Annotated in this window: 21 protein-coding genes; 16 read left to right on the top strand and 5 right to left on the bottom strand. The window is 67.8% G+C overall.

What is annotated here, in order from left to right; all coding sequences use genetic code 11:
- Nucleotides 1-10 precede the first annotated feature (10 nt).
- The 6 genes from thiC (at nucleotide 11) to M2421_RS13560 (ending at nucleotide 9,562) form a co-directional block, all read left to right on the top strand.
- Nucleotides 11-1,888 carry a phosphomethylpyrimidine synthase ThiC gene (gene thiC / locus M2421_RS13585; RefSeq protein WP_259207567.1) on the top strand — a complete coding sequence of 626 codons (1,878 nt, stop codon included), beginning with the start codon at nucleotides 11-13 and terminating at the stop codon, nucleotides 1,886-1,888.
- 104 nt (nucleotides 1,889-1,992) lie between these two features.
- Nucleotides 1,993-2,670: an ion channel gene (locus M2421_RS13580; RefSeq protein WP_259207565.1), complete on the top strand. Its 678-nt coding sequence runs from the start codon at nucleotides 1,993-1,995 to the stop codon at nucleotides 2,668-2,670.
- A gap of 251 nt (nucleotides 2,671-2,921) precedes the next feature.
- Complete coding sequence (locus M2421_RS13575) at nucleotides 2,922-5,231, top strand: winged helix-turn-helix domain-containing protein (RefSeq protein ID WP_259207564.1); 2,310 nt, start codon at nucleotides 2,922-2,924, stop codon at nucleotides 5,229-5,231.
- Between the two features lie 121 nt (nucleotides 5,232-5,352).
- Nucleotides 5,353-6,234 (top strand): helix-turn-helix transcriptional regulator, encoded by an 882-nt coding sequence (locus M2421_RS13570; RefSeq protein WP_259207562.1) that lies wholly within the window; start codon nucleotides 5,353-5,355, stop codon nucleotides 6,232-6,234.
- Nucleotides 6,235-6,302: 68 nt separating this feature from the next.
- Nucleotides 6,303-9,179: a TonB-dependent receptor gene (locus tag M2421_RS13565; protein ID WP_259207560.1), complete on the top strand. Its 2,877-nt coding sequence runs from the start codon at nucleotides 6,303-6,305 to the stop codon at nucleotides 9,177-9,179.
- A gap of 173 nt (nucleotides 9,180-9,352) precedes the next feature.
- Nucleotides 9,353-9,562: a hypothetical protein gene (locus tag M2421_RS13560; RefSeq protein ID WP_259207557.1), complete on the top strand. Its 210-nt coding sequence runs from the start codon at nucleotides 9,353-9,355 to the stop codon at nucleotides 9,560-9,562.
- 60 nt (nucleotides 9,563-9,622) lie between these two features.
- Here M2421_RS13560 and M2421_RS13555 read toward each other — a convergent pair whose 3' ends face one another.
- Both M2421_RS13555 and ppa read right to left on the bottom strand, forming a co-directional pair.
- The gene (locus tag M2421_RS13555) at nucleotides 9,623-10,741 is read right to left on the bottom strand and encodes a response regulator (protein WP_259207556.1); all 1,119 of its coding nucleotides are present in this window, start codon (nucleotides 10,739-10,741) and stop codon (nucleotides 9,623-9,625) included.
- A gap of 152 nt (nucleotides 10,742-10,893) precedes the next feature.
- A complete protein-coding gene (gene ppa / locus M2421_RS13550; RefSeq protein WP_259207554.1) occupies nucleotides 10,894-11,430 on the bottom strand; it encodes an inorganic diphosphatase in 537 nt (178 codons plus the stop codon).
- A gap of 219 nt (nucleotides 11,431-11,649) precedes the next feature.
- Here ppa and M2421_RS13545 point away from each other — a divergent pair, with 219 nt between their 5' ends.
- The 5 genes from M2421_RS13545 (at nucleotide 11,650) to M2421_RS13525 (ending at nucleotide 17,578) form a co-directional block, all read left to right on the top strand.
- Entirely contained in the window at nucleotides 11,650-12,126 is a 477-nt protein-coding gene (locus tag M2421_RS13545) for a hypothetical protein (RefSeq protein WP_259207551.1), read from the top strand.
- Between the two features lie 44 nt (nucleotides 12,127-12,170).
- A complete protein-coding gene (locus M2421_RS13540; RefSeq protein WP_259207549.1) occupies nucleotides 12,171-12,671 on the top strand; it encodes a hypothetical protein in 501 nt (166 codons plus the stop codon).
- 222 nt (nucleotides 12,672-12,893) lie between these two features.
- The gene (locus tag M2421_RS13535; RefSeq protein ID WP_259207547.1) at nucleotides 12,894-13,394 is read left to right on the top strand and encodes an RNA polymerase sigma factor; all 501 of its coding nucleotides are present in this window, start codon (nucleotides 12,894-12,896) and stop codon (nucleotides 13,392-13,394) included.
- Nucleotides 13,395-13,514: 120 nt separating this feature from the next.
- The gene (locus M2421_RS13530) at nucleotides 13,515-14,483 is read left to right on the top strand and encodes a FecR domain-containing protein (protein WP_259207545.1); all 969 of its coding nucleotides are present in this window, start codon (nucleotides 13,515-13,517) and stop codon (nucleotides 14,481-14,483) included.
- Nucleotides 14,484-14,653: 170 nt separating this feature from the next.
- The gene (locus M2421_RS13525) at nucleotides 14,654-17,578 is read left to right on the top strand and encodes a TonB-dependent receptor (RefSeq protein ID WP_259207543.1); all 2,925 of its coding nucleotides are present in this window, start codon (nucleotides 14,654-14,656) and stop codon (nucleotides 17,576-17,578) included.
- Nucleotides 17,579-17,670: 92 nt separating this feature from the next.
- On the opposite strand, the gene M2421_RS13520 is transcribed toward M2421_RS13525, so the two are convergent.
- Entirely contained in the window at nucleotides 17,671-17,928 is a 258-nt protein-coding gene (locus tag M2421_RS13520; RefSeq protein ID WP_259207541.1) for a DUF2789 domain-containing protein, read from the bottom strand.
- 165 nt (nucleotides 17,929-18,093) lie between these two features.
- Here M2421_RS13520 and M2421_RS13515 point away from each other — a divergent pair, with 165 nt between their 5' ends.
- From M2421_RS13515 to M2421_RS13500, 4 genes are all read left to right on the top strand, one after another.
- A complete protein-coding gene (locus tag M2421_RS13515; RefSeq protein WP_259207539.1) occupies nucleotides 18,094-18,687 on the top strand; it encodes a biliverdin-producing heme oxygenase in 594 nt (197 codons plus the stop codon).
- On the top strand, nucleotides 18,687-19,064 hold the full coding sequence (locus M2421_RS13510; protein WP_259207536.1) for a YbaN family protein: 378 nt from the start codon (nucleotides 18,687-18,689) through the stop codon (nucleotides 19,062-19,064). Before M2421_RS13515 ends, M2421_RS13510 begins: the two co-directional genes overlap by 1 nt.
- A gap of 141 nt (nucleotides 19,065-19,205) precedes the next feature.
- Nucleotides 19,206-19,454, top strand: coding sequence for a hypothetical protein (locus M2421_RS13505; protein ID WP_259207534.1), 249 nt, complete (start codon nucleotides 19,206-19,208; stop codon nucleotides 19,452-19,454).
- The gene (locus tag M2421_RS13500; protein WP_259207532.1) at nucleotides 19,451-19,765 is read left to right on the top strand and encodes a hypothetical protein; all 315 of its coding nucleotides are present in this window, start codon (nucleotides 19,451-19,453) and stop codon (nucleotides 19,763-19,765) included. Before M2421_RS13505 ends, M2421_RS13500 begins: the two co-directional genes overlap by 4 nt.
- A gap of 74 nt (nucleotides 19,766-19,839) precedes the next feature.
- Here M2421_RS13500 and M2421_RS13495 read toward each other — a convergent pair whose 3' ends face one another.
- Nucleotides 19,840-21,867, bottom strand: a complete 2,028-nt coding sequence (locus M2421_RS13495; RefSeq protein ID WP_259207531.1) for a sodium-translocating pyrophosphatase — start codon at nucleotides 21,865-21,867, stop codon at nucleotides 19,840-19,842.
- Nucleotides 21,868-22,468: 601 nt separating this feature from the next.
- On the opposite strand from M2421_RS13495, the gene M2421_RS13490 reads away from it, so the two are divergent.
- On the top strand, nucleotides 22,469-22,972 hold the full coding sequence (locus tag M2421_RS13490; protein ID WP_259207529.1) for a hypothetical protein: 504 nt from the start codon (nucleotides 22,469-22,471) through the stop codon (nucleotides 22,970-22,972).
- Between the two features lie 94 nt (nucleotides 22,973-23,066).
- Here M2421_RS13490 and M2421_RS13485 read toward each other — a convergent pair whose 3' ends face one another.
- On the bottom strand, nucleotides 23,067-23,864 hold the full coding sequence (locus tag M2421_RS13485; RefSeq protein ID WP_259207527.1) for a hypothetical protein: 798 nt from the start codon (nucleotides 23,862-23,864) through the stop codon (nucleotides 23,067-23,069).
- Nucleotides 23,865-23,946 lie beyond the last annotated feature (82 nt).

Raw genomic sequence — 23,946 nt, 5'->3', positions numbered from 1 at the left:
ACGAAGCCAGATGAACGCACCGCACCCCACCTTGCAGCAGCAAGCCCAGCAACTCTCCACGTCGGTCACCCGGCCGATCCCGGGGTCGCGCAAGATCCACGTGCCCGGATCGCGCAGCGACGTGCAGGTCCCCATGCGCGAGATCGTGCTGACCCGCACCCCGACGCTGTTCGGCGGCGAAGAGAACGCACCGGTCACCGTGTACGACACCTCCGGCCCCTACACCGACCCGCAGGCCGCCATCGACCTTGCCGCCGGGCTGCCGGCGTTGCGCGCAGGCTGGGTGGCCGAGCGCGGCGATACCGAGCCGCTGGCCCGCTTGAGCTCCGCGTTCGGGCGTTCGCGCGCGCTCGACGCGCGCCTGGATGCGGTGCGCTTCCCGTCGCGCACCCAGCCGCGTCGCGCGCTGGCCGGCGCCAACGTCACCCAGATGCACTACGCGCGCCGCGGCATCATCACCCCGGAGATGGAGTTCGTCGCCATCCGCGAGAACCAGCGGCTGGAGGCGGTCCGCGAGGCGGCGCTGCTGCGGCAGCATCCCGGCGAGGCGTTCGGTGCCTCGATCCCGGCGCTGATCACCCCGGCGTTCGTCCGCGACGAGATCGCCCGTGGTCGTGCCGTGCTGCCCAACAACATCAACCACCCCGAAAGCGAGCCGATGATCATCGGCCGCAACTTCCTCACCAAGATCAACGCCAACATCGGCAACAGCGCGGTGTCCTCGGGCATCGCCGAGGAGGTGGAAAAGCTGGTGTGGGCGATCCGCTGGGGCGGTGACACCGTGATGGACCTGTCCACCGGCAAGCACATCCATGAAACGCGCGAGTGGATCATCCGCAACTCGCCGGTCGCCATCGGCACGGTGCCGATCTACCAGGCGCTGGAGAAGGTGGATGGGCGTGCCGAAGACCTGAGCTGGCCGATCTTCCGCGACACCCTGATCGAGCAGGCCGAGCAGGGCGTGGACTACTTCACCATCCACGCCGGGGTGCTGCTGCGCTACGTCCCGCTCACCGCCCGACGGGTGACGGGCATCGTCTCGCGCGGGGGCTCGATCATGGCCAAGTGGTGCCTGGCCCACCACAAGGAGAATTTCCTCTACACGCACTTCGAGGATATCTGCGAGATCATGAAGGCCTACGACGTGACCTTCTCGCTGGGCGATGGCCTGCGCCCGGGCTGCATCGCCGACGCCAACGACGCAGCGCAGTTCGGCGAGCTGGAAACCCTCGGTGAATTGACCAAGGTGGCGTGGAAGCATGACGTGCAGACCATGATCGAGGGCCCCGGCCACGTGCCGATGCAGCTGATCAAGGAAAACATGGACAAGCAGCTGCGCGAGTGCGGTGAAGCGCCGTTCTACACGCTCGGCCCGCTCACCACCGACATCGCGCCTGGCTACGACCACATCACCAGCGCGATCGGCGCGGCGATGATCGGCTGGTACGGCACGGCGATGCTCTGCTATGTCACCCCGAAGGAACACCTGGGACTGCCCAACCGCCAGGACGTGCGCGACGGCATCATGGCCTACCGCATCGCCGCGCATGCCGCGGACCTGGCCAAGGGCCATCCGGGCGCGCAGGTGCGCGACAACGCGCTGAGCAAGGCGCGCTTCGAGTTCCGCTGGGAGGACCAGTTCCACCTCGGCCTGGATCCGGAGAAGGCCAAGGAGTTCCACGACGAGACCCTGCCCAAGGACGCGCACAAGCTGGCGCACTTCTGTTCGATGTGCGGCCCGCACTTCTGTTCGATGAAGATCACCCAGGACGTGCGCGACTATGCCGCCGAGCATGGCCTGGGCGAACAGGACGCGCTGCAGGACGGGATGGCCGGCAAATCGGCGGAGTTCCGCGCGTTGGGCGCGGACGTGTACCGACAGGCGTGATGGGCCGTGCCGGGGCGGCGCGCTCGCCGTCCCGGCACGCTCATGCGACCACCGCGGGCAACGCGCTAAGCTCGGCGGCAACCGGGGCAGGGAAGGGATCTGGCATGGCCATCGCACGCACCACCAAATGGCTGGCCATCGCCCGCCGGCATCCGTCGGCCTGGCTGCTCGGTGTTCAGTTGCTGGGCGTGCTGCTGTACCCGGCGATGGACGAGGCCGGGGCCAGCCGCGCGGTGTTCGGCGCGTTCGGCATTGCCGTGCTCGGCCTGGCGTTGTGGGTGGTGCGGCGCAGCCCGCTGGGCATGTGGCTGGCGTTGCTGCTGGCGATTCCCTCGGTGGTGTTCTCCATCAGCGGCGCCCTGTTGGGCCGGCCCGCACTCACCACCACCGCGCAACTGCTGGAGTGCCTGCTGTACTTCTATACCGCCGGCAGCCTCACCGCCTACATGCTGCAGGACCACAAGGTCACCCGCGACGAGCTGTTTGCGGCCGGGGCGACATTCACCCTGCTCGCCTGGGCATTCGCGTTCGCCTTCTCGGTCTGCCAGCAGTGGTACCCGGGCAGTTTCCTGGCCACCAGCGAAACCGAATTGCGCACCTGGATGGAGCTGCTTTATCTCAGCTTCAGCTTGCTGTCCGGGGTCGGTTTGAGCGATGTCGTGCCGGTGCATCCACAGGCCCGGGCACTGGTCATGCTGGAGCAGTTTGCAGGCGTGATGTACGTGGCTTTGGTGGTGTCCAGGCTGGTCGGATTGACCATGCTTCGGCGTGGACGAAACTGAATCGCAGATAAAAAATTCGCGCCCGAAGGCGCGAATACTGAAGCGATTTATGTGAATTCGTCGGCGAGAGAGAGCCTGATGTTGTCCACGCGCACAGGCGCAGTTAACCGGCATAGGCTAGTATTCGCGCGCTTCAGTTTTTTTGCGGTTTGCGCTGATGGCATGTGCGGAATCTGGCGGTTCGTTCGATCGGTGTTCGGTTGCGATGGATGCTGCGTTCCTGTTGTTCTGCATTCACTCGTAGCACCGGAATGATCAGCCCCACTAGCGAGTCTCCCCCAGTCGATGTGATCAGGATCGGCGATTGCACCGTGACGTTGTCCTCCCGTGAGGTCAGCGTGCCGGGCGCGCGCCGTCCACGTCGGCTGACGCCCAAGGCATTGGGCGTGCTGAAGGCGTTGATGCGCTCGCCGGGGGCGGTGGTCACCCGCGATGAACTGTTCGCCGAGGTGTGGCCCGATACGCTGCCGACCAACGATGTGCTCACCCAGGCCGTCACCCAGTTGCGCAAGGCGTTCAGCAGTGACGATGTCACCGGCACGCCGTACATCGAGACCATCGCCAAGACCGGTTACCGCCTGCTCGTGCCGGTCACCGTGCAGGATGCTGTCGCGGCGCCCGCGCCGGACGCACTCGAAAGTTCCGCCGACGCGGTGCTTTCGAGTGCGCCGGGCACGGACGATGGCGTCGCCTCGTCGCCGCGCAGTCGCTGGCGACGGATGCGGCGTTACGTGCTGCTCGCGCTGGGCATCGCCATGCTGATCGCGCTATTGGTGATGACCGCGCTGCTGCTGCAACGGCCTGCGCCGGCCTCCGCCGGCAGCGGCGTGCTCGAGGATGGCAGCCGCGTGGTCGGCAGCCCGCAGCGGCCGTATCGACTGATCACCGCCACCGCCGGCTTCGAGACCTATCCCACGCTTTCCCCGGATGGCTCGCAGGTGGCCTACGAGGCCGACAGCAGCGCACGCCAGGGCAGCACGATCAAGGTGCAGACCTCCGGCAACGCCCCCGCGCGGCTGCTTGCCGATACGCCGGACGGCTACTCGGACCGCTTTCCGAACTGGTCGCCGAACGGGCGCGAGATCGCCTTTGCGCGCTTCGGTCCCGATGCCGGCTGCGAGGTGCTGATCGCCAGTGCCACCGGCGGCGCGGTGCGCCACGTCACCCGCTGCGACGGCACCGAACTGCTCAGCTTCGACTGGACCCCGGATGGCCGTGGGCTGGTGTTCGGCTCGCTGGCCGGCCGCTTCGCTCACCGTGGCATCCGCGTGCTGGATATCGCCAGCGGGCGCTGGACGCCGCTGGACTACCAGGTCGCCGAGGACAGCTTCGACTACGCCCCGCGCTACTCGCCCGATGGACGCTGGATCGTGTTCGTGCGCAACCCGCAGATCGGCGACCTCTGGCGCCTGCCTGCCGCCGGCGGGGTGCCCGAGCAGCTCACCGACGATTCGGCCGAGATCCGTGGCTGGGCGTGGCGCAGCGAGAGCCGCCACATCGTGTTCGGCCGGCGCGTGGACAGCGAATCGCGGTTGTACGAGCTGGACGTGGAGACCCGCACGCTGCGCGATGTCGGCATCGACGATGCGCAGTCGCCGGCAGTGGCGCGCAACAGCGAAATGCTCGCCTTCGTCCACCGCAAGGCCCAGTTCGGCCTGTTCCGCGTGCCGCTCACCGACGGCCGGCCGGGCCAGCCCGAGCGCCTGTTCGCCTCCAACGGCCGCGATGGCCAGCCCATGCTCGCGCCCGACGGCCGGCAACTGGTGTTCACCTCCGACCGCTCCGGCAACTACGGCCTGTGGTGGGCCGACCTGGGCCGCCCGGAATCGCTGCGCCCGGTCGAGGGATTGCGCCCGGAGACCCGGCAGGCCGCCGACTGGTCGCCGGACAGCACCCATCTGCTGGTGTCCGGCCGCGATGCGCAGGCCAATCCGATCATCTATGAAGTGTCCCCGCGCGACGAACAGGTGGTGGCGCTGCCGGTGCCGGTCGCGCAACCGCTGCAGGCCTTGTATGCCGCCGATGCCCAGCACCTGCTGGTGGTCGATCGCGACGAGCACGAGCGCATGCGGCTGTCCCTGTTCGACCGCCGCAGTACGCCGTGGAAACTGCTGGGCAGCATCGACGGGGTCTCGCAGGCGCGCTTCGATCCCTCCACCCGGCGCGTGCTGTTCACCCGGCTGTCGGCGGGCGGGCTGTGGTCGGCCGATGCGCAGCTCACTGCCGACAGCATCCAGCAGGTCAGCGATGACCGGCCATCGCGCTGGCGCTACCGCACCTGGACCGTGGCCCCACATGGCAGCGTCGATTACCTGTCCAACCGCGCCGATTGCGCCACGCTGTTCTCGCGCATCACGGCCGGCGCGCCGGGTGTCGAGTACTGCCTGGACGGCGAGCGCCTGAGCGCCGGCAACGGCTTCAGTGCGCAGCGCGATGGCAGCGCCCTGTACGTGGCCCTGGCGGTCGCCGATGGCGCCGATATCGGCGTGATGACGCTGCCCGATGCGCCTGCCCCGGTGTTTTCCGCCATCTCCAACGCCTTGTTGCCAAAGGGAAAATAGTCTTCGTGATTCCTTCGTATCGGCCTCGTGTCGAATTCGGATGAATCTCGTTGAACCTTCCTGACCGCGTCGGCCTGATTTGGCAAAACGTTTGCCCAGTAACGGCAAACACGGTGCAGTCATGCGTCAGCTCTCCCTGGCCGATCGCGGCCAATCGCTTTCCCTGGACAAGATCGTCGACGACGGCGCGCTGCCCACCTGTCTGGGCGTGGCCCGGCTCGGCAGCCTGCAGACCGCCGGCACCACCTTCACCGTGTGGATGCAGCTGCGTGGCAGCGCCTGGGTGGAATCCAAGGAAGGCCGCTTCCGCCTGCGCCAGCGCGAGTGGATCGCCTTCGAGAAGGAATCCCGGCCGATGATCCAGGCCGGTCGCGACGGGCTGTGCATCGGGCTGAGCCTGACCCCGGATGCGCTGCGCGCGCTGGGCCAGCTGGACGACTGCAGCCTGTACGCCGGCCGCGGCAGCATGAGCCGCAGCGAAGTCCGCGTGGCCCTGCGCCTGTGGCGCGACGCGCTGGCCAGCGGCCAGCCGGCCCAGTCCCTGCGCCCGGTGCTGCTGCACCTGGCCTCGCTGCAGCGCGTGCTGGCCACCGGCGTGCAGCGTTGCCCGGGCCGCTCGCGCGTGCGCAAGCGCCAGGTGTTCGGCCGCATGCAGCGTGCGCGCCTGTTCCTGGAGGGCAACAGTCACCGCGTGGTGCGCATCGGCGAACTGGCCGAGCTGACCAACTTCTCCAGTTGGTACCTGTCCAAGACCTTCCAGAGCCTGTACGAGGAAAGCCCGCAGTCGCTGTCGGCGCGCCTGCGCCTGGAGCGTGCGGCCGACCTGCTGCGTGATACCGACATGATGATCGGCGAAGTGGCGGCCGCGAGTGGATTTGACAACTGCTGCAGCTTCGCACGGGCGTTTCGCGCGCGTTACGGGCAGTCTGCGTCAGGCTTCCGCGAGAGCGTGGGAATGCTGTCGCCAAAGTCGGCAAAGTCTCCGGTGGCATCCCGCAAATAATTAACCGTAACGCAGTCGTAACTTTCCGAGGCGTTTTAACACGCTACTAACGTACCTCGGAGAGATAAATGAATTTTCGTACTCCCGCAGTGCGGCTGGGCCTTCTGCCCGCCGGCATTGCGCTGGCGCTGGCGCCGAGCTTTGCCTCGGCGCAGGAAGCTGCCTCCGGCACCACTGACCTCGACCGCATCTCGGTCACCGGCTCGCGCATCCGCGGCGCCAACATGGAGACGCAGCAGCCGATCCTGACGATGACCCGTGAGACCCTGGAAAAGCAGGGCTTCTCGAGCGTCGCGGACGTGCTGAACAACCTGACCTCGGCCGGTTCGCCGGCCATCTCGCGTTCGGAGTCGCTGGCATCGGGCGAGAACGTCGGCGGTTACTACGTCGACATCCGCAACCTGGGCGCCGAGCGCACCCTGGTGCTGATGAACGGCAAGCGCCTGGGCGCTTCCACCGCAGGCCTGCAGGACCTGAGCCAGATCCCGATGTCGGCCGTTGAGCGCATCGAGATCCTGAAGGACGGCGCCTCGGCCATCTACGGGTCCGACGCCATCGCCGGCGTGGTCAACGTGATCACCCGCAAGAACGTGGAAGGCGGCGAAGCCAGCGTCTACGTGGGCCAGTACGGCAACGGCGACGGTGACAGCCAGCAGTACTCGATGACCCTGGGTGCCAAGGGCGAGCGCGGCAGCCTGACCCTGTCGGCCGAATACTCCAAGCAGGACCCGGTGTGGGCCAAGGACCGCTGGTACAGCCGTGACGGCGCACTGGGCCCGAACTCCACCAGTGAAGACTGGAGCCCGATCAGCCAGAACAGCACCTGGTGCAACCCGCTGCTGTTCGATTGCTCGCGCACGTCCAAGACGGCGGTGTGGCAGACCCTCAACCAGGGCGGCAACCCGACCAATCCGAACGACTACCACGAGCTGACCCCGGACGAGTACTCCAACGCCAATGAGCAGATGACCCTGCTGACCGGCGTCAAGCGCAAGTCGGTCTACATCAACGGTACGTACGACTTCACCGATTCGATCAGCCTGAACACCGACCTGCTCTACAACGAGCGTCAGACGTTCCAGCAGATCGCCGGCTACCCGTACCAGTCCAACTCGACCACCATCAACACCCCGCTGTCCGGTTCGAGCGTGTTCAACCCGACCGCCGTCAATGGCGTGGGTGGCCAGGACGTCAGCTTCCGCCGTCGCCTGTGGGAAGTGCCGCGCACCACCGACAGCCAGCTGAAGACCCTGCGCTTCGCACCGACCGTCAGCGGCTTCTTCGAGCTGGGCGGCAAGTCGTTCGATTGGGACGTCGGCGCCCTGTGGAATCGCAATGAGTCGATCAAGACCCAGCGCGGCGACATGAGCCTGATCGCGGCGCGCCAGGCGCTGGGCCCGTCGTTCATCGACGGCACCGGCGTTGCCCGTTGCGGCACGGCCGCCAACCCGATCCTGGGCGATTGCCGCCCGTGGAACCCGCTGCTGCCGTATGGCGTCTCGGGCCAGGGTTCGCTGGCTGACCAGGAGCTGCAGGACTTCCTGTTCCCGACCTTCACCACCCGCGGCATCACCAAGACCACCAGCTTCACCGCGAACCTGGCCGGGTCGATCGTGACCCTGCCGGCCGGTGACCTGGGCTTCGCCATGGGCGTCGAGCACCGCAAGGAAGAAGGCAGCTACACCCCGGATGCCTTCGCGCAGTCGGGCCAGTCCACCGGCCTGGGCCAGAAGCCGACCCGCGGCGCGTACGATCTGAACGAGGTCTACCTCGAGCTGAACGTGCCGATCCTGGCGGACATGGCGTTCGCCAAGGAGCTGACCCTGAACATGGCCAGCCGCTACTCGGACTACAGCAACTTCGGTGGCACCACCAACAGCAAGTTCGGCCTGACCTGGCGTCCGATGGACGAGCTGCTGGTCCGCGGCACCTACGCCGAGGGCTTCCGCGCGCCGACCATCTCCGATCTGTACGGTGGCCTGAGCTCGAGCTTCGAGTCCTACATCGATCCGTGCGGCACCAGCGCACCGGGCAGCGTCGCCGGCAACGGTCCGTGCTCGGCGGCGGGCGTTCCGGCCGACTACGTGCAGCTGGGCCAGGGCAACAAGGTCTGCTCGACCCTGCCGTGCCAGTCCGGTGACCAGTTCGTCTCCGGTGCCAACCCGAACCTGAAGCCGGAAACCTCCAAGAGCACGACCGCCGGTCTGGTCTGGAGCCCGCGTTGGGTGCAGGGCCTGGACATCTCGCTGGATTGGTACAAGTACGAAATCAGCGACATGATCATCGCTGACAGCGTCGACCGCATCCTGCGCGACTGCTACGTGCTCGGCAATTCGGCCCGTTGCGAAGGCGTCGTCCGTGCCAGCGATGGCCACGTCAGCGCGCTGACCTACGGCACCGCCAACCTCGGCAAGATGGAAACCGAAGGTTACGACCTGGGCATCAAGTACCGCCTGCCGGAACTGGCCATCGGTCAGTTCTCGATCGACTGGCAGACCAGCTACCTGTCCAAGTATGACGAGCAGGGCCAGAACGCCGCCGGTCAGAACATCATGATCGGTCGCGTCGGCGAAGCCGGCCTGTTCCGCGTGCGTTCGAACGTGGGCATCAACTGGGCGATGGGCGACTTCGGTGTCAACTACACCGCGCGCTACTACTCCGGCATGAAGGAAGACTGCATCGACACCGGCGAGTTCTGGTGCAATGCCCCGAACCACATGGCCAACGGCGAAGCCGAACCGCTGCGCAAGACCGGCTCCAACACCTTCCACGACCTGCAGGTCAGCTGGAAGGCGCCGTGGGATGCCACCATTGCCGTCGGTGCGAACAACCTGTTCGACCACAAGGGTCCGCTGATGTACTCGGCACCGAACTCGAGCTTCGCCTACTACGGCGGTTTCGATATCGGTCGCTTCCTGTACATGAAGTACACCCAGCGCTTCTGATCCATCGACGCTGTGTAGCACTACACGGAGGGCGGACCGCAAGGTCCGCCCTCTCTGCGTTCAGGGGGTCAGGAAATTCTGAGTTTGCTCTTACGGTGATCGCAATCACGTTCTGCGCGGATCGTCAGTTGATACGGTCAATCGGTCCAATGACGGACGATTGAGAGATCGATATGAAAATGACGTTCGCTCAGAAACTCGCCGCCGTGTTCCTCGGCACCATCGCCATCGCCGGCAGCGCCTCGGCCGGCCTCATCGTGTGCCAGGGTGGCCGCTACTGCGAACAGCTCCGCCAGGAGTGCATCGCCTCGGGCCAGCATCTGCCGGCGTATTGCGAGGCGCTGTGGCGCGACTGCGTGCTGGACGCCTGTCCGCAGCGCTGAAACGACGATGGCGCGCCATCACGGCGCGCCATCCTGTGCCATCCCTGCCTGTCGCCAGGCTCAGGCCTCGGCAGCCACCAGCCCCATCAGCCCGTTGGCATGGTCGCGCCACTGCGGCAGCTTCTGCAGCACGCCGGCCCGCTGCAGGTAATCCTCGTCCACCGGATCGCCGTTGATCAGCGCCAGCGCCACGTGCACCGCGCCCGTCACCCAGAAGCTGCGGGTGTTGGACTTCTGCGGCTGCAGGTGGAAGGCGACCGCCTCGATGATCGGCATCGGCAGGCCCCACAGGCCCAGCAGGTAGGCACCCGCCTCGGCATGCCCGGGGCGATCATCGCCGGGCTCGGCCGGCAGGCGCTCGTTGCGCACGCCCGGCAGCAGCAGACCGATGTCGGCCAGCAGCGCCGCGGTGGCGCCCAGCTCGGCGCTGGAGTCCGGCAGCAGCTTGGCCGCCAGTCGCGAGGCCAGCAGCGCGCGCTGCTGCAGCGAGTTGCGCTCGGCACCGGACAGCGGTGGCGCGGAGAACACTTCGCTGGCCAGCACCAGGTCGCGCAGCGTGGACAGGCCCAGCCGGGTGACCGCGGTGCGCAGGTCGGAAATGGTCCGGCCACTGTTGAAGAACGCCGAATTGGACAGCTGCAGCACCTTGGCCGCGATGGCCGGGTCGGCCGCCACCAGCTTGGACACGTCGGCGGTGTTGGTGTCGTCGTCGTGTTCCAGTGCCTGGGTCAGGCTCAGGTACAGGTGCGGCGGCGAGGGCAGCTTTTCGATACGGCCGATCGCGCTGCGCAGGCGCGCGCTGTCCAGCAGCTCGCGCAGCTCTTCCAGGCTGGTGAGCGCTTCGAGCAGCACTTCCGGTGCCAGCGGCATCGGCAGGAAGCGGTGGGCCACGCCAATCAGGCGCGCCGGCGGCGGCCGGTTGCCCTGGGCCGCTTCCACCAGCGCGATGCGGATCGTCTCCGGACGCAGCGTCCGGATCTGGCCCAGCAGCGTGGTGGCGTTGAGATCGGGCAGGGTAGGGCAGGCAATCACCGCGTCGATCGGACCGGCGGCGACGATGTTCATGGCCGCCTGGCCATCGGATGCGGTCAACGGTTGCCACTCTTCCCCAAGATCGGCAATGAAATCCATCAGCTCAGCCGAGAGGCTGGCTTGGTCCCCAACAAGCAGAATACGCACGACACAGTCCCCTGGCTGACCACGGTGAAACGCACCGTGGACGGTGTGAAGACGCAATGTACCCAATCCGGCACAAATAGTGATGTGCCGCATTCAAAAAACGTGATGTTCATCGCTCCAGCGCACCTGCGCCGGAGCGATGCCGTTCAGTCTCAGGCGATGTTGCCCAGGTAGCGCTGGTGCGCGTCAACCAGGATCTGCTTGGCCTCGGCCGCGCCGCCCCACCCGTCCAGCTTGACCCACTTGCCCTTTTCCAGGTCCTTGTAGTGCTCGAAGAAGTGGCCGATGCGCTCCAGCCAGTGGCTGGACACCTGCTCGATGTCTTCCACGTGGGCGTAGCCACTGAACACCTTGGAGATCGGCACGGCCAGGATCTTCTCGTCGCTGCCGGCCTCATCGCTCATCTTGAGCACGCCGACCGGACGGCAACGCACCACCGAGCCCGGCACCAGCGGCAGCGGCAGCACCACCAGCACGTCGGCCGGATCGCCGTCGCCGCACAGGGTGCTCGGCACGTAGCCGTAGTTGCAGGGGTAGCGCATCGGGGTGGACAGGATGCGGTCGACGAAGATCGCGCCGGTTTCCTTGTCCACTTCGTACTTCACCGGCTCGGAATCCTTCGGGATTTCGATGATGACGTTGATTTCTTCCGGCGGGTTCTTGCCGGGCGAGACGAGTTCCAGACCCATGGGTTTACTCCGAGAGGGGGTAGGGGCGCAAAGTCCGACATTTTAGGCCCTTTGCCGGTCCTCGTGCAGCGATCCGGTGGCGTCGTCGTCGACCCGGCCCCGCAGGGGTTCGCCCGGACCCGCCATGGCAGCGGTTACTGACCCCGCGGCAGGGTCTGTACCGATGGGCCGCGTCGACACCGGCATAGACGATGGATGCTCTGCCCCTGGAGCCACCCGATGCGCACCCGCCTGTTTCTCCTGCCTGCCCTGGTGCTGGCCACGTGCGCGCCGCCGGGCGCGGCCCGTGCCGGCGATTACGTCGATCTGGTCGACTTCCCCGCGCAGGAAGCCAACTGGGACCGCTTCTATGCGTTGGAGGGGCGCCTCATGCAGGCCTTCGACGCGGTCTGTGCCGACACGTTCTGCGAGGGTGCCTACAGCGACTACCGCGTGCTGCAGTTCCGCTGCTCGGTGCACGCCGGGCGCGGCCACGTGCAGGCCTGCGTCTGGGTGCTGGCCGCCAGCAACCTGGCGGTGGACCCCGTCAGCGGTCGGGTCGACGTGGACAACGGCCGCTGGACCTGCCGGGTGCCGCTGGCGCCGGGCACCTCGGTGGAGGCGTTCCATGCGGCCCTGCAGGGGCCGGAGGTGCTGCGCCGTCGCCTGCCGGGCACGGACCGCAGCCTGTACGACGGCCTGATGGACTGCCTGTGAGCCGCCCCCTTGCCCGCCGTGCGGGCGCCCCTGGAGTGATCCGCATGACCCAGCCCTTCCGATGTGCCCGCCCCGCTGCCCTCCAGCGGATCGCCCTGATCACGGCAGTGCTGCTGCCCGTCGCGCCGGCACTGGCGGCAGACCGCTATGTGGACGCCCGCGAGTTTCCGGACCAGGTCGCCGGCTGGGAGCGCTTCCGCCGGGTGGAGGCGGCGCTGGTACGCGGTTTCGACGGCGTCTGTGGCGACACCTTCTGCGAGGGCGAGTACGCCAACCTTCAGCCGCAGCGCTTCCGCTGTTCGGTGCAGGCCAGCAGCGGCACCGTGCACGAATGCATCTGGACCTTCGCCGGCAGTACCGCGCGGGTGGACGCCCAGACCGGCGAGGTGGTGGTGGATGCCCGGTCCTGGGCGTGCCGGGTGCCGCTCGCCGACCACACCCCGCTGGCTCTGCTGCTGGCGACGCTGGAAGGCCCGCAGCCCATCGATGCCGTGCTGCCGGGCACCCGCCTTACCGTGTATGACGGCCTGACCGCGTGCCTGTGAGCGTCCGGGGCGAGCCGTGCGATCGTGGCGGCGCGCGGCGCGTCAGGTGGCGATGGATGACCGCATCGCCGCCCTGGTACCTGCCGGTGGCGTTGCCAGGCCGTCCGGGCCGCGACCGCGAACGATAATCCCTGCGGGCTAAACGTGACGCATTCGCATTTGAGGCGTAGGATGGCGCGCCTTCCTCCCCCGGCTCCCTGCGCTCGCCCTGCGCCTGCCTGCATGTCCAGCAACGCTTCCACCCTGACGGACCTGTTGATCCGCGAACGCCCGGCGCTGCTGCGCCTGGTGCAGCGGATCCTGGGCAACGATGGCGGTGCCGAGGACGTGATCCAGGCGATCTGGTTCAAGGCCCGCGGCGTGGACGGCGGCCAGGCGATCGACAACCCGCGCGCCTACCTGTACCGGTTGGCGACCAACCTGGCTACCGACCATGGGCGCGAACGCACCCGCCGCGCGCGCCTGTTGGCCGACCATTACCTGTGGGGCGCGGACGAAGTGCTGTCCACCGAGGAGCAGGCCATGGCCCAGGATGAACTGCAGCGTGTCCTGGCGGCGGCCGCGCACCTGCCCGAGCCCACCCGCACGATCTTCCGGCTCAACCGCCTGCAGGGCCTGACCCAGGCCGAGGTGGCCAGGCGCCTGAAGGTGTCGGTGACCACGGTGGAGAACCACGTGCGCAACGCGCTGCAGCGCCTGGCCTGGGCGCGCAACGGACGCTGAGGAGGCTGCGTGGCGGCGATCACGTTGGGGAACTGCCCGCGTCGTTCGTCTTGATCATACCGGTGCGTTTACTGCGTACCTTCTTCCTTCCCTGCGTTGCACCGCGACCTTCCGCCAGCCATGAGCCCGCCTCCCATCGACCCGGCCACGCCGCCGTCCGTTTCGTCCGAGCCCGTTGCCGTCCAGGCCCGGGCCTGGCTTGCGTGGCTGGCATCCGGCGCGGTGGAGGAGGCCGGCATGCAGGCGTTCGAACACTGGCTGGCGCGGCCAGGGCATCGACGCGCATTCGAATACGAGCGCCAACTCTGGCGCAGCGTGGGCCCGCGTCCCGCGCGGGCGGTAGTCGGCGCGCCGCGGCGCCCGCGGCAACGCGTGGCGCGCTGGTCGTTGGCCGCCGCGGCCGTGCTGGCCCTGGCCTGGGTAGCGCCGGAGACATGGCTGCGCCTGCAGTCCGACCACCGCACCCTCAACACCATCGCGCAGGTCTCCCTGCCCGATGGCAGCCGTGCGGTGCTGGATGCGGACTCGGCCATCGCCGTGCACTTCGACGGCACCCGGCGGCGGATCGATCTGCTGCGCGGCCGCGCCTGGTTCGAGGTGGCACCGGGCCAACCGCAGCGCTTCGAGGTGGCGGCGGCGGGGGGCGTGGTCGAAGACATTTCCACCGCCTTCGTGGTGTCCCGCGAGGCGGGCGGGGTGCAGGCCGAGGTCGAGCAGGGCAGGGTGCGCGTGGCCGCCCGCGAAGGTGGGCGTTGGACCTGGCTGCAGGCCGGCCAGCGCGCCGCGTTCGTGCCGGGCGGACCGGTGCAGCGCCTGGACGACATCGCCGCCGATCGGATCGCCGCGTGGCGCCAAGGCGAACTGCTGCTGGATGCGGCAGGCGTGGCCGATGCGGTGCAACGCATCGGCCGCTATCGGCGCGGGCCCACCTTCGTGCGCGGCGACCTCTCGCAGTTGCCGAGGGTCAACGCCGCCTTCCGCACCGATCGCCCGGAACAGGCGCTGGACGCGCTGGCCGGCAGCGCCGGGCTGCGCGTCACCCGGTTGCCGATGGGCGTGGCGATCGTGCAGGTTGCGGCCACGCCGTAGCCGCGCCACGCGCCAACCCGCTACTGCCGCGTGAATTGATCTTGGGGCTGTGGCCACCCCGTTCGTCTCACCTCCCGAACGTACCCGCCGCCGCCACGTACGTCGCAGCGCCCGCACGCCTCGTGCGGGGACGCCGCTCCGGCGGTCTCGCCTTTTCGACAGGTTCCATCATGCGCCTCAACTCCCACCCGGGCCGTACCCTGCGCCCGTCCCGTCTGTGCATCGCCTTGTTGGCCGCGGGCCTGGCCGTTGTGCCTGCACTGCCGGTGCTGGCCCAGTCCGCTGTTGCCGGGACTGCCACCCCGCATCGCTTCGACATCCCCGCGCAACCGCTGGCCGAGGCGTTGCGGGTGTACATGCGCCAGTCCGGCGTGCAGGTGGCGTGGCCGGCCGCGCTTACCGACGGCCTGCGCTCCAGTGCGGTCAGTGGCGAGCTCGATGCGCAGGTGGCGCTGCAGCAGATGCTGCGTGGCAGTGGCTTGGCGATGCGCGCGGTGGGCACCGATGCGGTGACCTTGGAGCGCACCCCGACGGCCAGCCGCGAGGACGGGGTGATCGTCACCGCGGCGCTGCGCGTGGCCGGCGAGCAGGCGGCGGATGGCGACAGCAATGAAGCGCGGGCACTGGATGCGTACCGTACCTCCGGCTCCAGCGTGTTCGTGCCGCGCGCCACCATCGAACGCTTCCGCGGCACCTCCACCGCCGACATCGTCAAGGGCGTGGTCGGCGTGACCGCCGGCGATCCGCGCACCGCCAATGCGCTCGACCTCAACATCCGCGGCATCCAGGGCCAGAGCCGCATTCCGGTGATCATCGATGGTGGCCAGTCCACCATGGATACCTACCGCGGCTATGCCGGCCAATCGCAGCGCACCTACCTGGACCCGGATCTGGTGTCGACGCTGACCGTCACCAAGGGCCCCAGCCTGGGCGTCAACGCCTCCGGCGGCATTGGGGGCGTGGTCGAGATGGAAACGCTGAAGATTGGCGACGTGCTGCGCGAGGGCCAGGATCTGGGCCTGCGGGTGCGCACCGGCGTCTCCAACGGCAGCGCGCGCGACGTGCCGGCCTACGATGCGGCACCCCGCACCGACCGCACCAGCCTGGGCGGGCAATTCGCCAACATCGCCGGTGGCAAGCACTGGGACCGGTTCGACCTGGTGGCCGCCTACGCCTGGCGCGACACCGGCAACTACTACGCGGGTAAGCACGGCTATGACGACTTCCCGCAGACCCGCCGCACCCTGGCACCGTTGAACCCGCCCAACACCGAAGTGTTCAACACCTCCTCCAAATCCAACTCGGTGCTGGTCAAGGGCACCTGGCGGATCGATGACAGCCAGACCCTGGAAGCCGGCTACCGCCACTACAGTGGCCACCAGGGCGAGATCATGGCCTCGCAGATCATCCGCGTGGACCGCGACCGCGTGCCGCAGTGGTCGCCGGGCAGCGTGGACCTGGATGCCTACAACCTGCGCTACCGGTTCGACCCGGGCAACGACCTCGTCGACCTCAAGGCCAACCTCTGGTACACCCAGGCCGACAGCCTGATGTACAACGGCCTGACCGGCATCACCCCGTGGTACTTCGATCGGCGCACCGAGTGGTATGACGGCCCGACGTTCAACACCGACCCGGGCTACAAGGACGCCTACCGCAACGACATGACCCAGGAGCGGCTGGGGCTGGACGTGTCCAACACCACCCATCTGCTCACCGATGGCGGCGGCCTGTTCACCTTCGACTACGGCCTGTCCTTCAGCAACGAGGACGTCGGCCCGGGCAAGGGCGCGCCGATCAAGCATGACGACCTGATCAACAACCGCTTCCTGCGCAACGCCGAGCGCAAGGAATACAGCGCCGTGGCGTCCATGAAGTGGCAGCCCGACGAACACTGGGAAGTACTGCTGGGCGGGCGCTTCAACCGGGTCGGCATCCACGACCGCAACCGCCTGGCCACGGTGGAGGAGGAGTCGGTGATCGGCCAGTACCGCTACACCCAGCTGCTCAACGGCGACCCGAAGCGGCCGGCGTACCTGGCCAAGCGCATCGCCATGCTCAACTGGTATCCCGATGCCAACGGCCAGTTCACCGAGGCCTCGCTGTTGGCGTCGCCGTACAAGAAGGGCACGGTGGCCGACATCACCGGCTGGAATTTCCATGACCTGACCAAGGCGCAGGACCTGATCGTGCCGACCCGCTGGACCTGGTCGCAGCCGATCCGCCGCACCGACCACGCCTTCATGCCCACCGCCAGCGTCACCTACCGCTTCGACGAAGACAGCATGGTGTACATCAAGTACGCCGAGGGCGTGAAGCTGCCCAGCCTGTTCGAAAGCACGCTCGGCCTGTTCACCGCGGCCAAGCCGGTCGGCGGCGAGCTCAAGCCCGAGCGTGCCGGCACCTGGGAAGCGGGCGCGAGCACGGTCAGGCAGGGCATGTTCACCGAAGGCGATACCACCGCCTTCAAGCTGGCCTACTTCAACACCCGCATCGATGACCTGATCACCCGCGACTACCGCACGCTGTCGGCCGGCTACATCCGCAATATCGAGCGCTTCAAGGTATCGGGCCTGGAGTTCCAGTCCAGCTACGACGCCGGCAAGGTATTCGCCGACCTGTCGGCGCATTACTACATCGAGGCCAAGACCTGCGCCCCGGACATCGCCGCCGAGCGACGCGCCTATGGCGTACAGCGCAGGATCGCCGAGCTCGCCGCTACCCCGGACTGCGTGGATGGCGGCTTCGAAGGGTCGTACAGCAATACGCAGAACCCGCCCCGCTACACGGTCAACCTGACCCTGGGCTCGCGCCTGTTCGACCAGCGCCTGAGCGTCGGCACGCGGGTCATCCACAACGGCGGCCCGATCAGCAAGCTGGACAAGGAGTGGAACGTGGGCCTGTCGGCGATCCAGCAGCTGTACCGCCCGGCGACGGTGGTGGACCTGTTCGCCAGCTGGCAGGCCAGCGAGCAGTTCGCGGTCGACCTCAACGTGGACAACCTGACCGACCGCTACTACCTGGACCCGCTGGCGCTGGGCGTGATGCCGGCACCGGGCCGGATCGTGCGGCTGGCGCTGACCTACCGCTACTGATGCCCGGACACGACAGGGGCCGGCATTGCCGGCCCCTGCGTGCATCCGGCCGGCACCTGCGGCGTCGGCCGGCATCAGATGCCCGTGATCGCTCAGCCGGCGTTGGCCTGCGCGGTTGCATCCGCGTGCAGGGCTTCGCTGAGCTCATCGACCACGATCGCCCACTCCGCATCCGAGCGCAGTTGCTCGGTCAGGAACTGGCGCTGCCCGTCATTCCAGTACGGCGCTTCGATCAGGCGGATCTCGTTGGACAGCTGGTGGTCGCGGATGAAGGCGGCGATCGCCTCGTCGCTGGCGTCCAGCCCGAGCTGCAGGAACAGATTGGTCATGCGGGGTTCGGTGGTGATCATCGTGTCATTCCAGTGGCAGGGCGTGGCCCGTATTATCGGGGCAAGGCCGTGACGGTGGCATGTGAGGGACGCAGCGCTCCCCACGCGACAATGGGCTTGGGGTTGCAGCCGTGACAGACGTCTTCAACAGAGAACCGCGCCCCACTTCCCCCTCCAAGCATCGCCATGATCGTCATCGATACTCCCCAAGCCACCCGCAGCCAACGCCTCAAGGCCGCCACCCGTGAGAGCCACGGCGCGCTGGACAAGCGCATCATGGCTGGCGACATCTTCGCCAGCCGCGGCCAGTTCGCCCGTTTCCTGCGCGTGCAGTACCGCTTCCACCGCGACATCGACGCGCTGTATGCCAACGCCGCGCTGGATGCGCTGCTGCCGGACCTGGAGGCGCGCCGCCGCCTGCCGTTGATCGCGCGCGACCTGGCCGACCTCGAACAGATCCTGCCCGCACCCGTGCCGTTGCGGCTGGACCCCGACCTCGCCCTGCCGGCGGCACTGGGCTGGCTGTACGTGGCCGAAGGCTCCAACCTCGGCGGCACCATCCTCTACAAAATGGCCGCCAGGCTGGGCCTGGACGCCGGTTTTGGCGCCCGCCACCTGGCCGCGCACCCGGACGGTGCCGCGCGCCACTGGCGCGAGTTCACCGCGGCGCTGGATGGCGTGGTCCTGGATGACGCACAGGAGCAGCAGGTCATCGAGGCTGCCGATACCGCGTTCCGCAGCGTGCACGGCCATGTCGAACTCGAGTTCGACCAGCGCTGATGCGCGCGCTCTGGTTCTGCCTGGGCTGGGTGATGGTGGCGCTGGGGGTGATCGGTGCGCTGCTGCCGGTGATGCCGACCACCATCTTCCTGATCCTGGCCGTGGGCTGTTTCGCGCGCAGTTCGCCGCGCTTCGAACGCACGCTCCTGGCGCACCCGCGCTATGGCCCGGCCCTGCGCCTGTGGCGCGAGCAGGGCGCCGTCAGCCGCAAGGGCAAGGCATTCGCGGCCGGCGGCATGGCCGTCGGCTTTGCGATGTTCTGCTGGGGCGCGCATCCCTCGTGGATCCTGCTGCTGGGGGTGGGCCTGTTCTTCCTCGCCAGCGCGGCTTACGTGGTGTCGCGCCCGTCGCCGCGGCTGGGCGCCGGCAACCGCTGAGCATCCGTGCCTTCCGGTGACACGCCGCGGCGGCGGTGCCCCCCGCGGCTGAGGCCCGGCACGGGGCGGCCGATGCAATATGCATCGCACTGCGCATGCAGTAGCTTCGCGACACCGTCTTCAACGGAATGAGAGGGGAGCATGATCCAGCAGGAGCAAGCGGTTGCAGATGCGTTCAACCGCAATTTCCACAGCTTTTTGCTGGGAGGGCAGCACCGTGATGCGGCCGACGACTGCCTCTCTTCTGGTCCGCAAACCCGGGACCTGTTTCATGGTCCGGTTGGAATCGGTCGCGGCGGCGTACGACTGGATGCAGGGAATGTCCCCTTCGTCCAGCCTGCGCATGCAGGGTGCGCAATGCAGTGCCACGATCGGGAGAACAGCGGATGACCCACGTCAATGTCGTCCGCATGGCATGGAGCGCCGTGGTGAGCGCGTTGGTGGTGGCGTTGCTGTCGCTTGCGCCGTTCGTCGGGGCGATCACGCTCACCGGTGCGCTGGTACCGCTCTTCGCTTATACGGCATGGCGCGGTGCCTGGCTGCCCAGCGGCATGGGGCTGCTCCTCTGCGCGGCGGCCTTCATCGGCAGTCCGTTGCCGCGCGACGACGTTCCGGACCTGCTGCTGGCCATGGCCGCGATGTGGGGAGTGGCGGGCAGCATCCTGCTGTTATGGCGGATGCTGCGCCCCCGACGCTCGTAGGCCACGCGCCTGCCGCGATCAAAACCAATGAACACGCCCCGGCGTAGCACCGGGGCGTGTTTGCAGCACTTGCCCTACAACAGCGGCACCAGCAGCAGCGCCACGATGTTGATGATCTTGATCAGGGGGTTGATCGCCGGGCCGGCGGTGTCCTTGTAGGGATCGCCGACGGTATCGCCGGTCACCGCGGCCTTGTGCGCGTCGCTGCCCTTGCCACCGAAGTGGCCATCCTCGATGTACTTCTTGGCATTGTCCCAGGCACCGCCGCCGGTGGTCATCGAGATCGCCACGAACAGGCCGGTCACGATGGTGCCGATCAACAGGCCGCCCAGTGCACGTGGTCCGAGCAGCAGGCCGACCACCACCGGCACGGCCACCGGCAGCAGCGAGGGCACGATCATCTCGCGGATCGCCGAGCGGGTCAGCATGTCCACCGCGCGGTCGTACTGCGGCTTGCCGGTGCCTTCCATGATCCCGGGGATCTCGCGGAACTGGCGGCGCACTTCCTCCACCACCGCACCGGCCGCACGGCCCACCGCCTCCATCGCCATCGCGCCGAACAGGTAGGGGATCAGGCCGCCGATCAGCAGGCCGATGATCACCGTGTGGTCGGACAGGTCGAAGGCGAACACCTCCCCGGGGTTGGCGGCCTGCAGGTTGTGGGTGTAATCGGCGAACAACACCAGCGCGGCCAGCGCCGCCGAGCCGATCGCATAGCCCTTGGTGACCGCCTTGGTGGTGTTGCCGACCGCATCCAGCGGGTCGGTGATGTCGCGGATCTCCGAGGGCAGCTCGGCCATTTCGGCGATGCCGCCGGCGTTGTCGGTGATCGGGCCGTAAGCGTCGAGCGCCACGATCATGCCGGCCATCGACAGCATCGCGGTGGCGGCGATGGCGATGCCGTACAGGCCACCGAAATGGTGCGCCAGCCAGATCGCCGCGCACACCGCGATCACCGGCAGGGCGGTCGACTTCATCGACACGCCGAGGCCGGCGATGATGTTGGTCCCATGCCCGGTGGTGGAGGCCTGCGCCACGTGCTGCACCGGCTTGTACTGGGTACCGGTGTAGTACTCGGTGATCCACACGATCAGCCCGGTCAGCACCAGCCCGATCAACGCGCAGACATAGAGGTTCAGCGCGCCGTGCGCGTTGTCCGGCATCAGCTGCGTGGTGATCGGGTAGAACGCGATCGCCGCCAGCACGCCGGACACGATCACGCCCTTGTACAGCGCGCCCATGATCGAGCCGCCCGGCTTCACCTTGACGAACAGCGCGCCCACGATCGAGGCGATGATCGAGACCCCGCCCAGCACCAGCGGATACAGGATCGCGTTGCGGCCTGCCTCGGCGATCATCAGGCTGCCCAGCAGCATGGTGGCGATGACGGTGACCGCGTAGGTCTCGAACAGGTCGGCGGCCATGCCGGCGCAGTCGCCAACGTTGTCGCCCACGTTGTCGGCGATCACCGCCGGGTTGCGCGGATCGTCCTCGGGAATGCCGGCCTCGACCTTGCCGACCAGGTCCGCGCCGACGTCGGCGCCCTTGGTGAAGATGCCGCCCCCGAGGCGGGCGAAGATCGAGATCAGCGAGGAGCCGAACGCCAGCCCGACCAGTGCATGCAGCGCGGTGGCGGTATCGAGCCCCATCCGCAACAGCAGCGCGTAGTAGCCGGCCACGCCCAGCAGGCCCAGCCCGACCACCAGCATCCCGGTGATGGCGCCTCCGCGGAAGGCCACGTCCATGGCCGCACTCAGGCCATGGCGCGCGGCCTCGGCGGTGCGCACGTTGGCGCGCACCGAGACGTTCATGCCGATGTAGCCGGCCGCGCCGGAAAGCACCGCACCGATCGCGAAACCGGCGGCGGTGTACCAGCTGAGGAACACCCCGACCAGCACGAACAGGATGACCCCGGCGATGCCGATGGTGAGGTATTGACGGTTGAGGTAGGCGCGCGCGCCTTCCTGGATGGCGGCGGCGATTTCCTGCATGCGGGCATTGCCAGCCGGTTGCCGGAGGATCCAGCGTGCCGACACGATGCCGTAGAGAATCGCGAGAATGGCGCAGAACAGCGCCAGAGAAAGCCCATAACGTTCCAGCATGTCCCCTCCCGGGTGATGGAATGGCATCCAGTGAACGGATGAACCTCTCCACGCGGGGGCACAACGGGCTGCAACCTTGGACCAACCCGTTCAGACCGTGCCCGGTCATCAAGCGTGTGGCGGTGTTCAGCAATCCCTGGTGGCCGCGAGTATGCGGGCATTCGCCCGCAGACCGGTAGTGCCCATCCACGCCCGCCAGCGCGCGCCCAGACTTGTGGTGCCGAGCCATGCTCGGCAGCACGCTCGCAGGCCGGTAATGCCCAGCCACGCCCGCCAGCACGCGCCCAGACTTGTAGTGCCGAGCCACGCTCGGCAGCACAGCCCGCAGACCGGTAATGCCAAGCCACGCCCGGCAGCACAGCCCGCAGACCGGTAGTGCCGAGCCATGCTCGGCAGCACAGCCCCCACACCCGTAGTGCCGAGCCATGCTCGGCAGCACGTCCCCACACCCGTAGTGCCGAGCCATGCTCGGCAGCAGTCCCCGCACCCGTAGTGCCCAGCCACGCTCGCCAGCACGCCCATCAAGACGGCACGCCTTGCCACGCCGTTCAGCCGTCCGCTGGCAGCCTCGCTCCATCCCCAGCTCCCGGAGAAACCTGCCATGTCCACCCGTCACCTGCTCTGGCTGGCGCTGCTGCCCGCCGTCGCGGCCAGCGCCGCCGAAACCCCCGAGCTGCAACGCGCGGCCGGCGCGCCACAGGCGGTGGGGGCGGCGCACACGCTGCGCCAGATCCCCGAAGCCTGCGCACGCCTGGAAGGCATGTTCACCACCAACGCCGCCCAGCCGTACACGTTCGCGGTGGTGCGTACCAGCGAGCAATGCCAGCCGCGCGCGCGCTTCGTCGATTTCGCCAAGGCGCAGCCGAGCGAAGCCAAGGGCTGGAAGCTCAATGACGTGATCCGCGTGCCCAATGCCAGCTGCCCGGCGCAGCAGGCGGTGGTGCGCGTGTGGCGCCTGCCGGTGGCCCAGAAGGCCGAGCTGGACGGGCAGGGCCAGTCGCGCATCTACCTCGAAGAAGCCAAGCAGCAGGCCGCCGCCGGCAAGATCGCGCAGATCCCGATGTTTGCCGCGCAGATGGCGGTGGAAGGCAAGGCCTGCCGATAATCCGTTCCGCCCAGGGCGATTACCGGCACAAGCACGAAAAAGCCCGGATGGCAGTGCCGATCCGGGCTTGGGTGTCATCCGCGACGAGCTAGACTCAGTTGCCCTTGCAGTCCTTTAGCCACAGCACCCGTCCGATCTGGTCGTAATGGTCCACCACGCCGACCAGGGTGACCTTCTCCTTCGGGCGCAGCGCCAGCGCGAAGGCGGCCTGGCTCGGGGCGAAGGCGCAGGTGATGGCCACGCTCTCGAAATCGATGCCGCTCGAACCGCTCGGCAGCTCGAAGCCGGTGTTGTAGGTGCCACCGCTCTTCAGCACGCCGTTGACCCGCCCGGTGATCGAGTACACCTTGCCCTTGTAGCGCGGCTCGATCGCGGCCGGGTTGTCCTTGTTCTGCGTACGCAGCTGGAAGCCGAAATCGCTGGCCGAAATGTTCACCGTCGAGGCCTTCGGCGCGGATGCCGCCAGCTGGTCGCCGGCCTTGCCCGGCTTGACCTGGGTCAGCATCTTGCACATCTCGGCGCGGACCGCGTCGGCCTTGGCGAAGGCGCCCGGATTGAGCTTGACCGTCATCGCCACGGTGCCGGTGCGGCCTTCGCTGGTGGCGCTGATGATGATCGGAATGGTCTTGTGCATCGCCGTCTGCGGATCTTCGATCAGCATCGCGCCGTTCTCGGCATCCAGGCTCAACACGTCCATGTTGTTGCCCTTGGCGATCACGTTCATCTGCCCGATCGCGCTCTTCACGGTCAGGTCGGGCACGGTCACCGAGGCGGTGTAGGTGGTGCCCGAAAGGGGATTGCCCTTCTTCTGGAAGCTGCTTTCGCACGTATCGGCGAAGGCGGGAGCCGCGGCGGCGAGCAGCAGCACGGAAAACAGGGTTTGGCGCTTCATCGGTACAGTCCTTGTCATCGCACGCAAGTGCGGAGGTGGGTCGCGGGTGCGAAGGCCGGCATGTCCTGCCGGCTGGGCGCGA

This window comes from Stenotrophomonas sp. BIGb0135, assembly GCF_024810105.1.
In the GTDB taxonomy this organism is placed as follows: Bacteria; Pseudomonadota; Gammaproteobacteria; order Xanthomonadales; family Xanthomonadaceae; genus Stenotrophomonas; species Stenotrophomonas maltophilia_AB.
The sequence above is the reverse complement of the archived record's forward strand: the minus strand, read 5'-3'. Positions and strand labels throughout refer to the sequence as shown.

What these genes read in the sequence shown, in the direction of transcription:
- thiC (WP_259207567.1), top strand. Translation starts at nt 11, where the DNA reads ATGAACGCACCGCACCCCACCTTGCAGCAGCAAGCCCAGCAACTCTCC.
- M2421_RS13580 (WP_259207565.1), top strand. Translation starts at nt 1,993, where the DNA reads ATGGCCATCGCACGCACCACCAAATGGCTGGCCATCGCCCGCCGGCAT.
- M2421_RS13575 (WP_259207564.1), top strand. Translation starts at nt 2,922, where the DNA reads ATGATCAGCCCCACTAGCGAGTCTCCCCCAGTCGATGTGATCAGGATC.
- M2421_RS13570 (WP_259207562.1), top strand. Translation starts at nt 5,353, where the DNA reads ATGCGTCAGCTCTCCCTGGCCGATCGCGGCCAATCGCTTTCCCTGGAC.
- M2421_RS13565 (WP_259207560.1), top strand. Translation starts at nt 6,303, where the DNA reads ATGAATTTTCGTACTCCCGCAGTGCGGCTGGGCCTTCTGCCCGCCGGC.
- M2421_RS13560 (WP_259207557.1), top strand. Translation starts at nt 9,353, where the DNA reads ATGAAAATGACGTTCGCTCAGAAACTCGCCGCCGTGTTCCTCGGCACC.
- ppa (WP_259207554.1), bottom strand. Translation starts at nt 11,430, where the DNA reads ATGGGTCTGGAACTCGTCTCGCCCGGCAAGAACCCGCCGGAAGAAATC.
- M2421_RS13545 (WP_259207551.1), top strand. Translation starts at nt 11,650, where the DNA reads ATGCGCACCCGCCTGTTTCTCCTGCCTGCCCTGGTGCTGGCCACGTGC.
- M2421_RS13540 (WP_259207549.1), top strand. Translation starts at nt 12,171, where the DNA reads ATGACCCAGCCCTTCCGATGTGCCCGCCCCGCTGCCCTCCAGCGGATC.
- M2421_RS13535 (WP_259207547.1), top strand. Translation starts at nt 12,894, where the DNA reads ATGTCCAGCAACGCTTCCACCCTGACGGACCTGTTGATCCGCGAACGC.
- M2421_RS13530 (WP_259207545.1), top strand. Translation starts at nt 13,515, where the DNA reads ATGAGCCCGCCTCCCATCGACCCGGCCACGCCGCCGTCCGTTTCGTCC.
- M2421_RS13525 (WP_259207543.1), top strand. Translation starts at nt 14,654, where the DNA reads ATGCGCCTCAACTCCCACCCGGGCCGTACCCTGCGCCCGTCCCGTCTG.
- M2421_RS13520 (WP_259207541.1), bottom strand. Translation starts at nt 17,928, where the DNA reads ATGATCACCACCGAACCCCGCATGACCAATCTGTTCCTGCAGCTCGGG.
- M2421_RS13515 (WP_259207539.1), top strand. Translation starts at nt 18,094, where the DNA reads ATGATCGTCATCGATACTCCCCAAGCCACCCGCAGCCAACGCCTCAAG.
- M2421_RS13510 (WP_259207536.1), top strand. Translation starts at nt 18,687, where the DNA reads ATGCGCGCGCTCTGGTTCTGCCTGGGCTGGGTGATGGTGGCGCTGGGG.
- M2421_RS13505 (WP_259207534.1), top strand. Translation starts at nt 19,206, where the DNA reads ATGATCCAGCAGGAGCAAGCGGTTGCAGATGCGTTCAACCGCAATTTC.
- M2421_RS13500 (WP_259207532.1), top strand. Translation starts at nt 19,451, where the DNA reads ATGACCCACGTCAATGTCGTCCGCATGGCATGGAGCGCCGTGGTGAGC.
- M2421_RS13495 (WP_259207531.1), bottom strand. Translation starts at nt 21,867, where the DNA reads ATGCTGGAACGTTATGGGCTTTCTCTGGCGCTGTTCTGCGCCATTCTC.
- M2421_RS13490 (WP_259207529.1), top strand. Translation starts at nt 22,469, where the DNA reads ATGTCCACCCGTCACCTGCTCTGGCTGGCGCTGCTGCCCGCCGTCGCG.
- M2421_RS13485 (WP_259207527.1), bottom strand. Translation starts at nt 23,864, where the DNA reads ATGAAGCGCCAAACCCTGTTTTCCGTGCTGCTGCTCGCCGCCGCGGCT.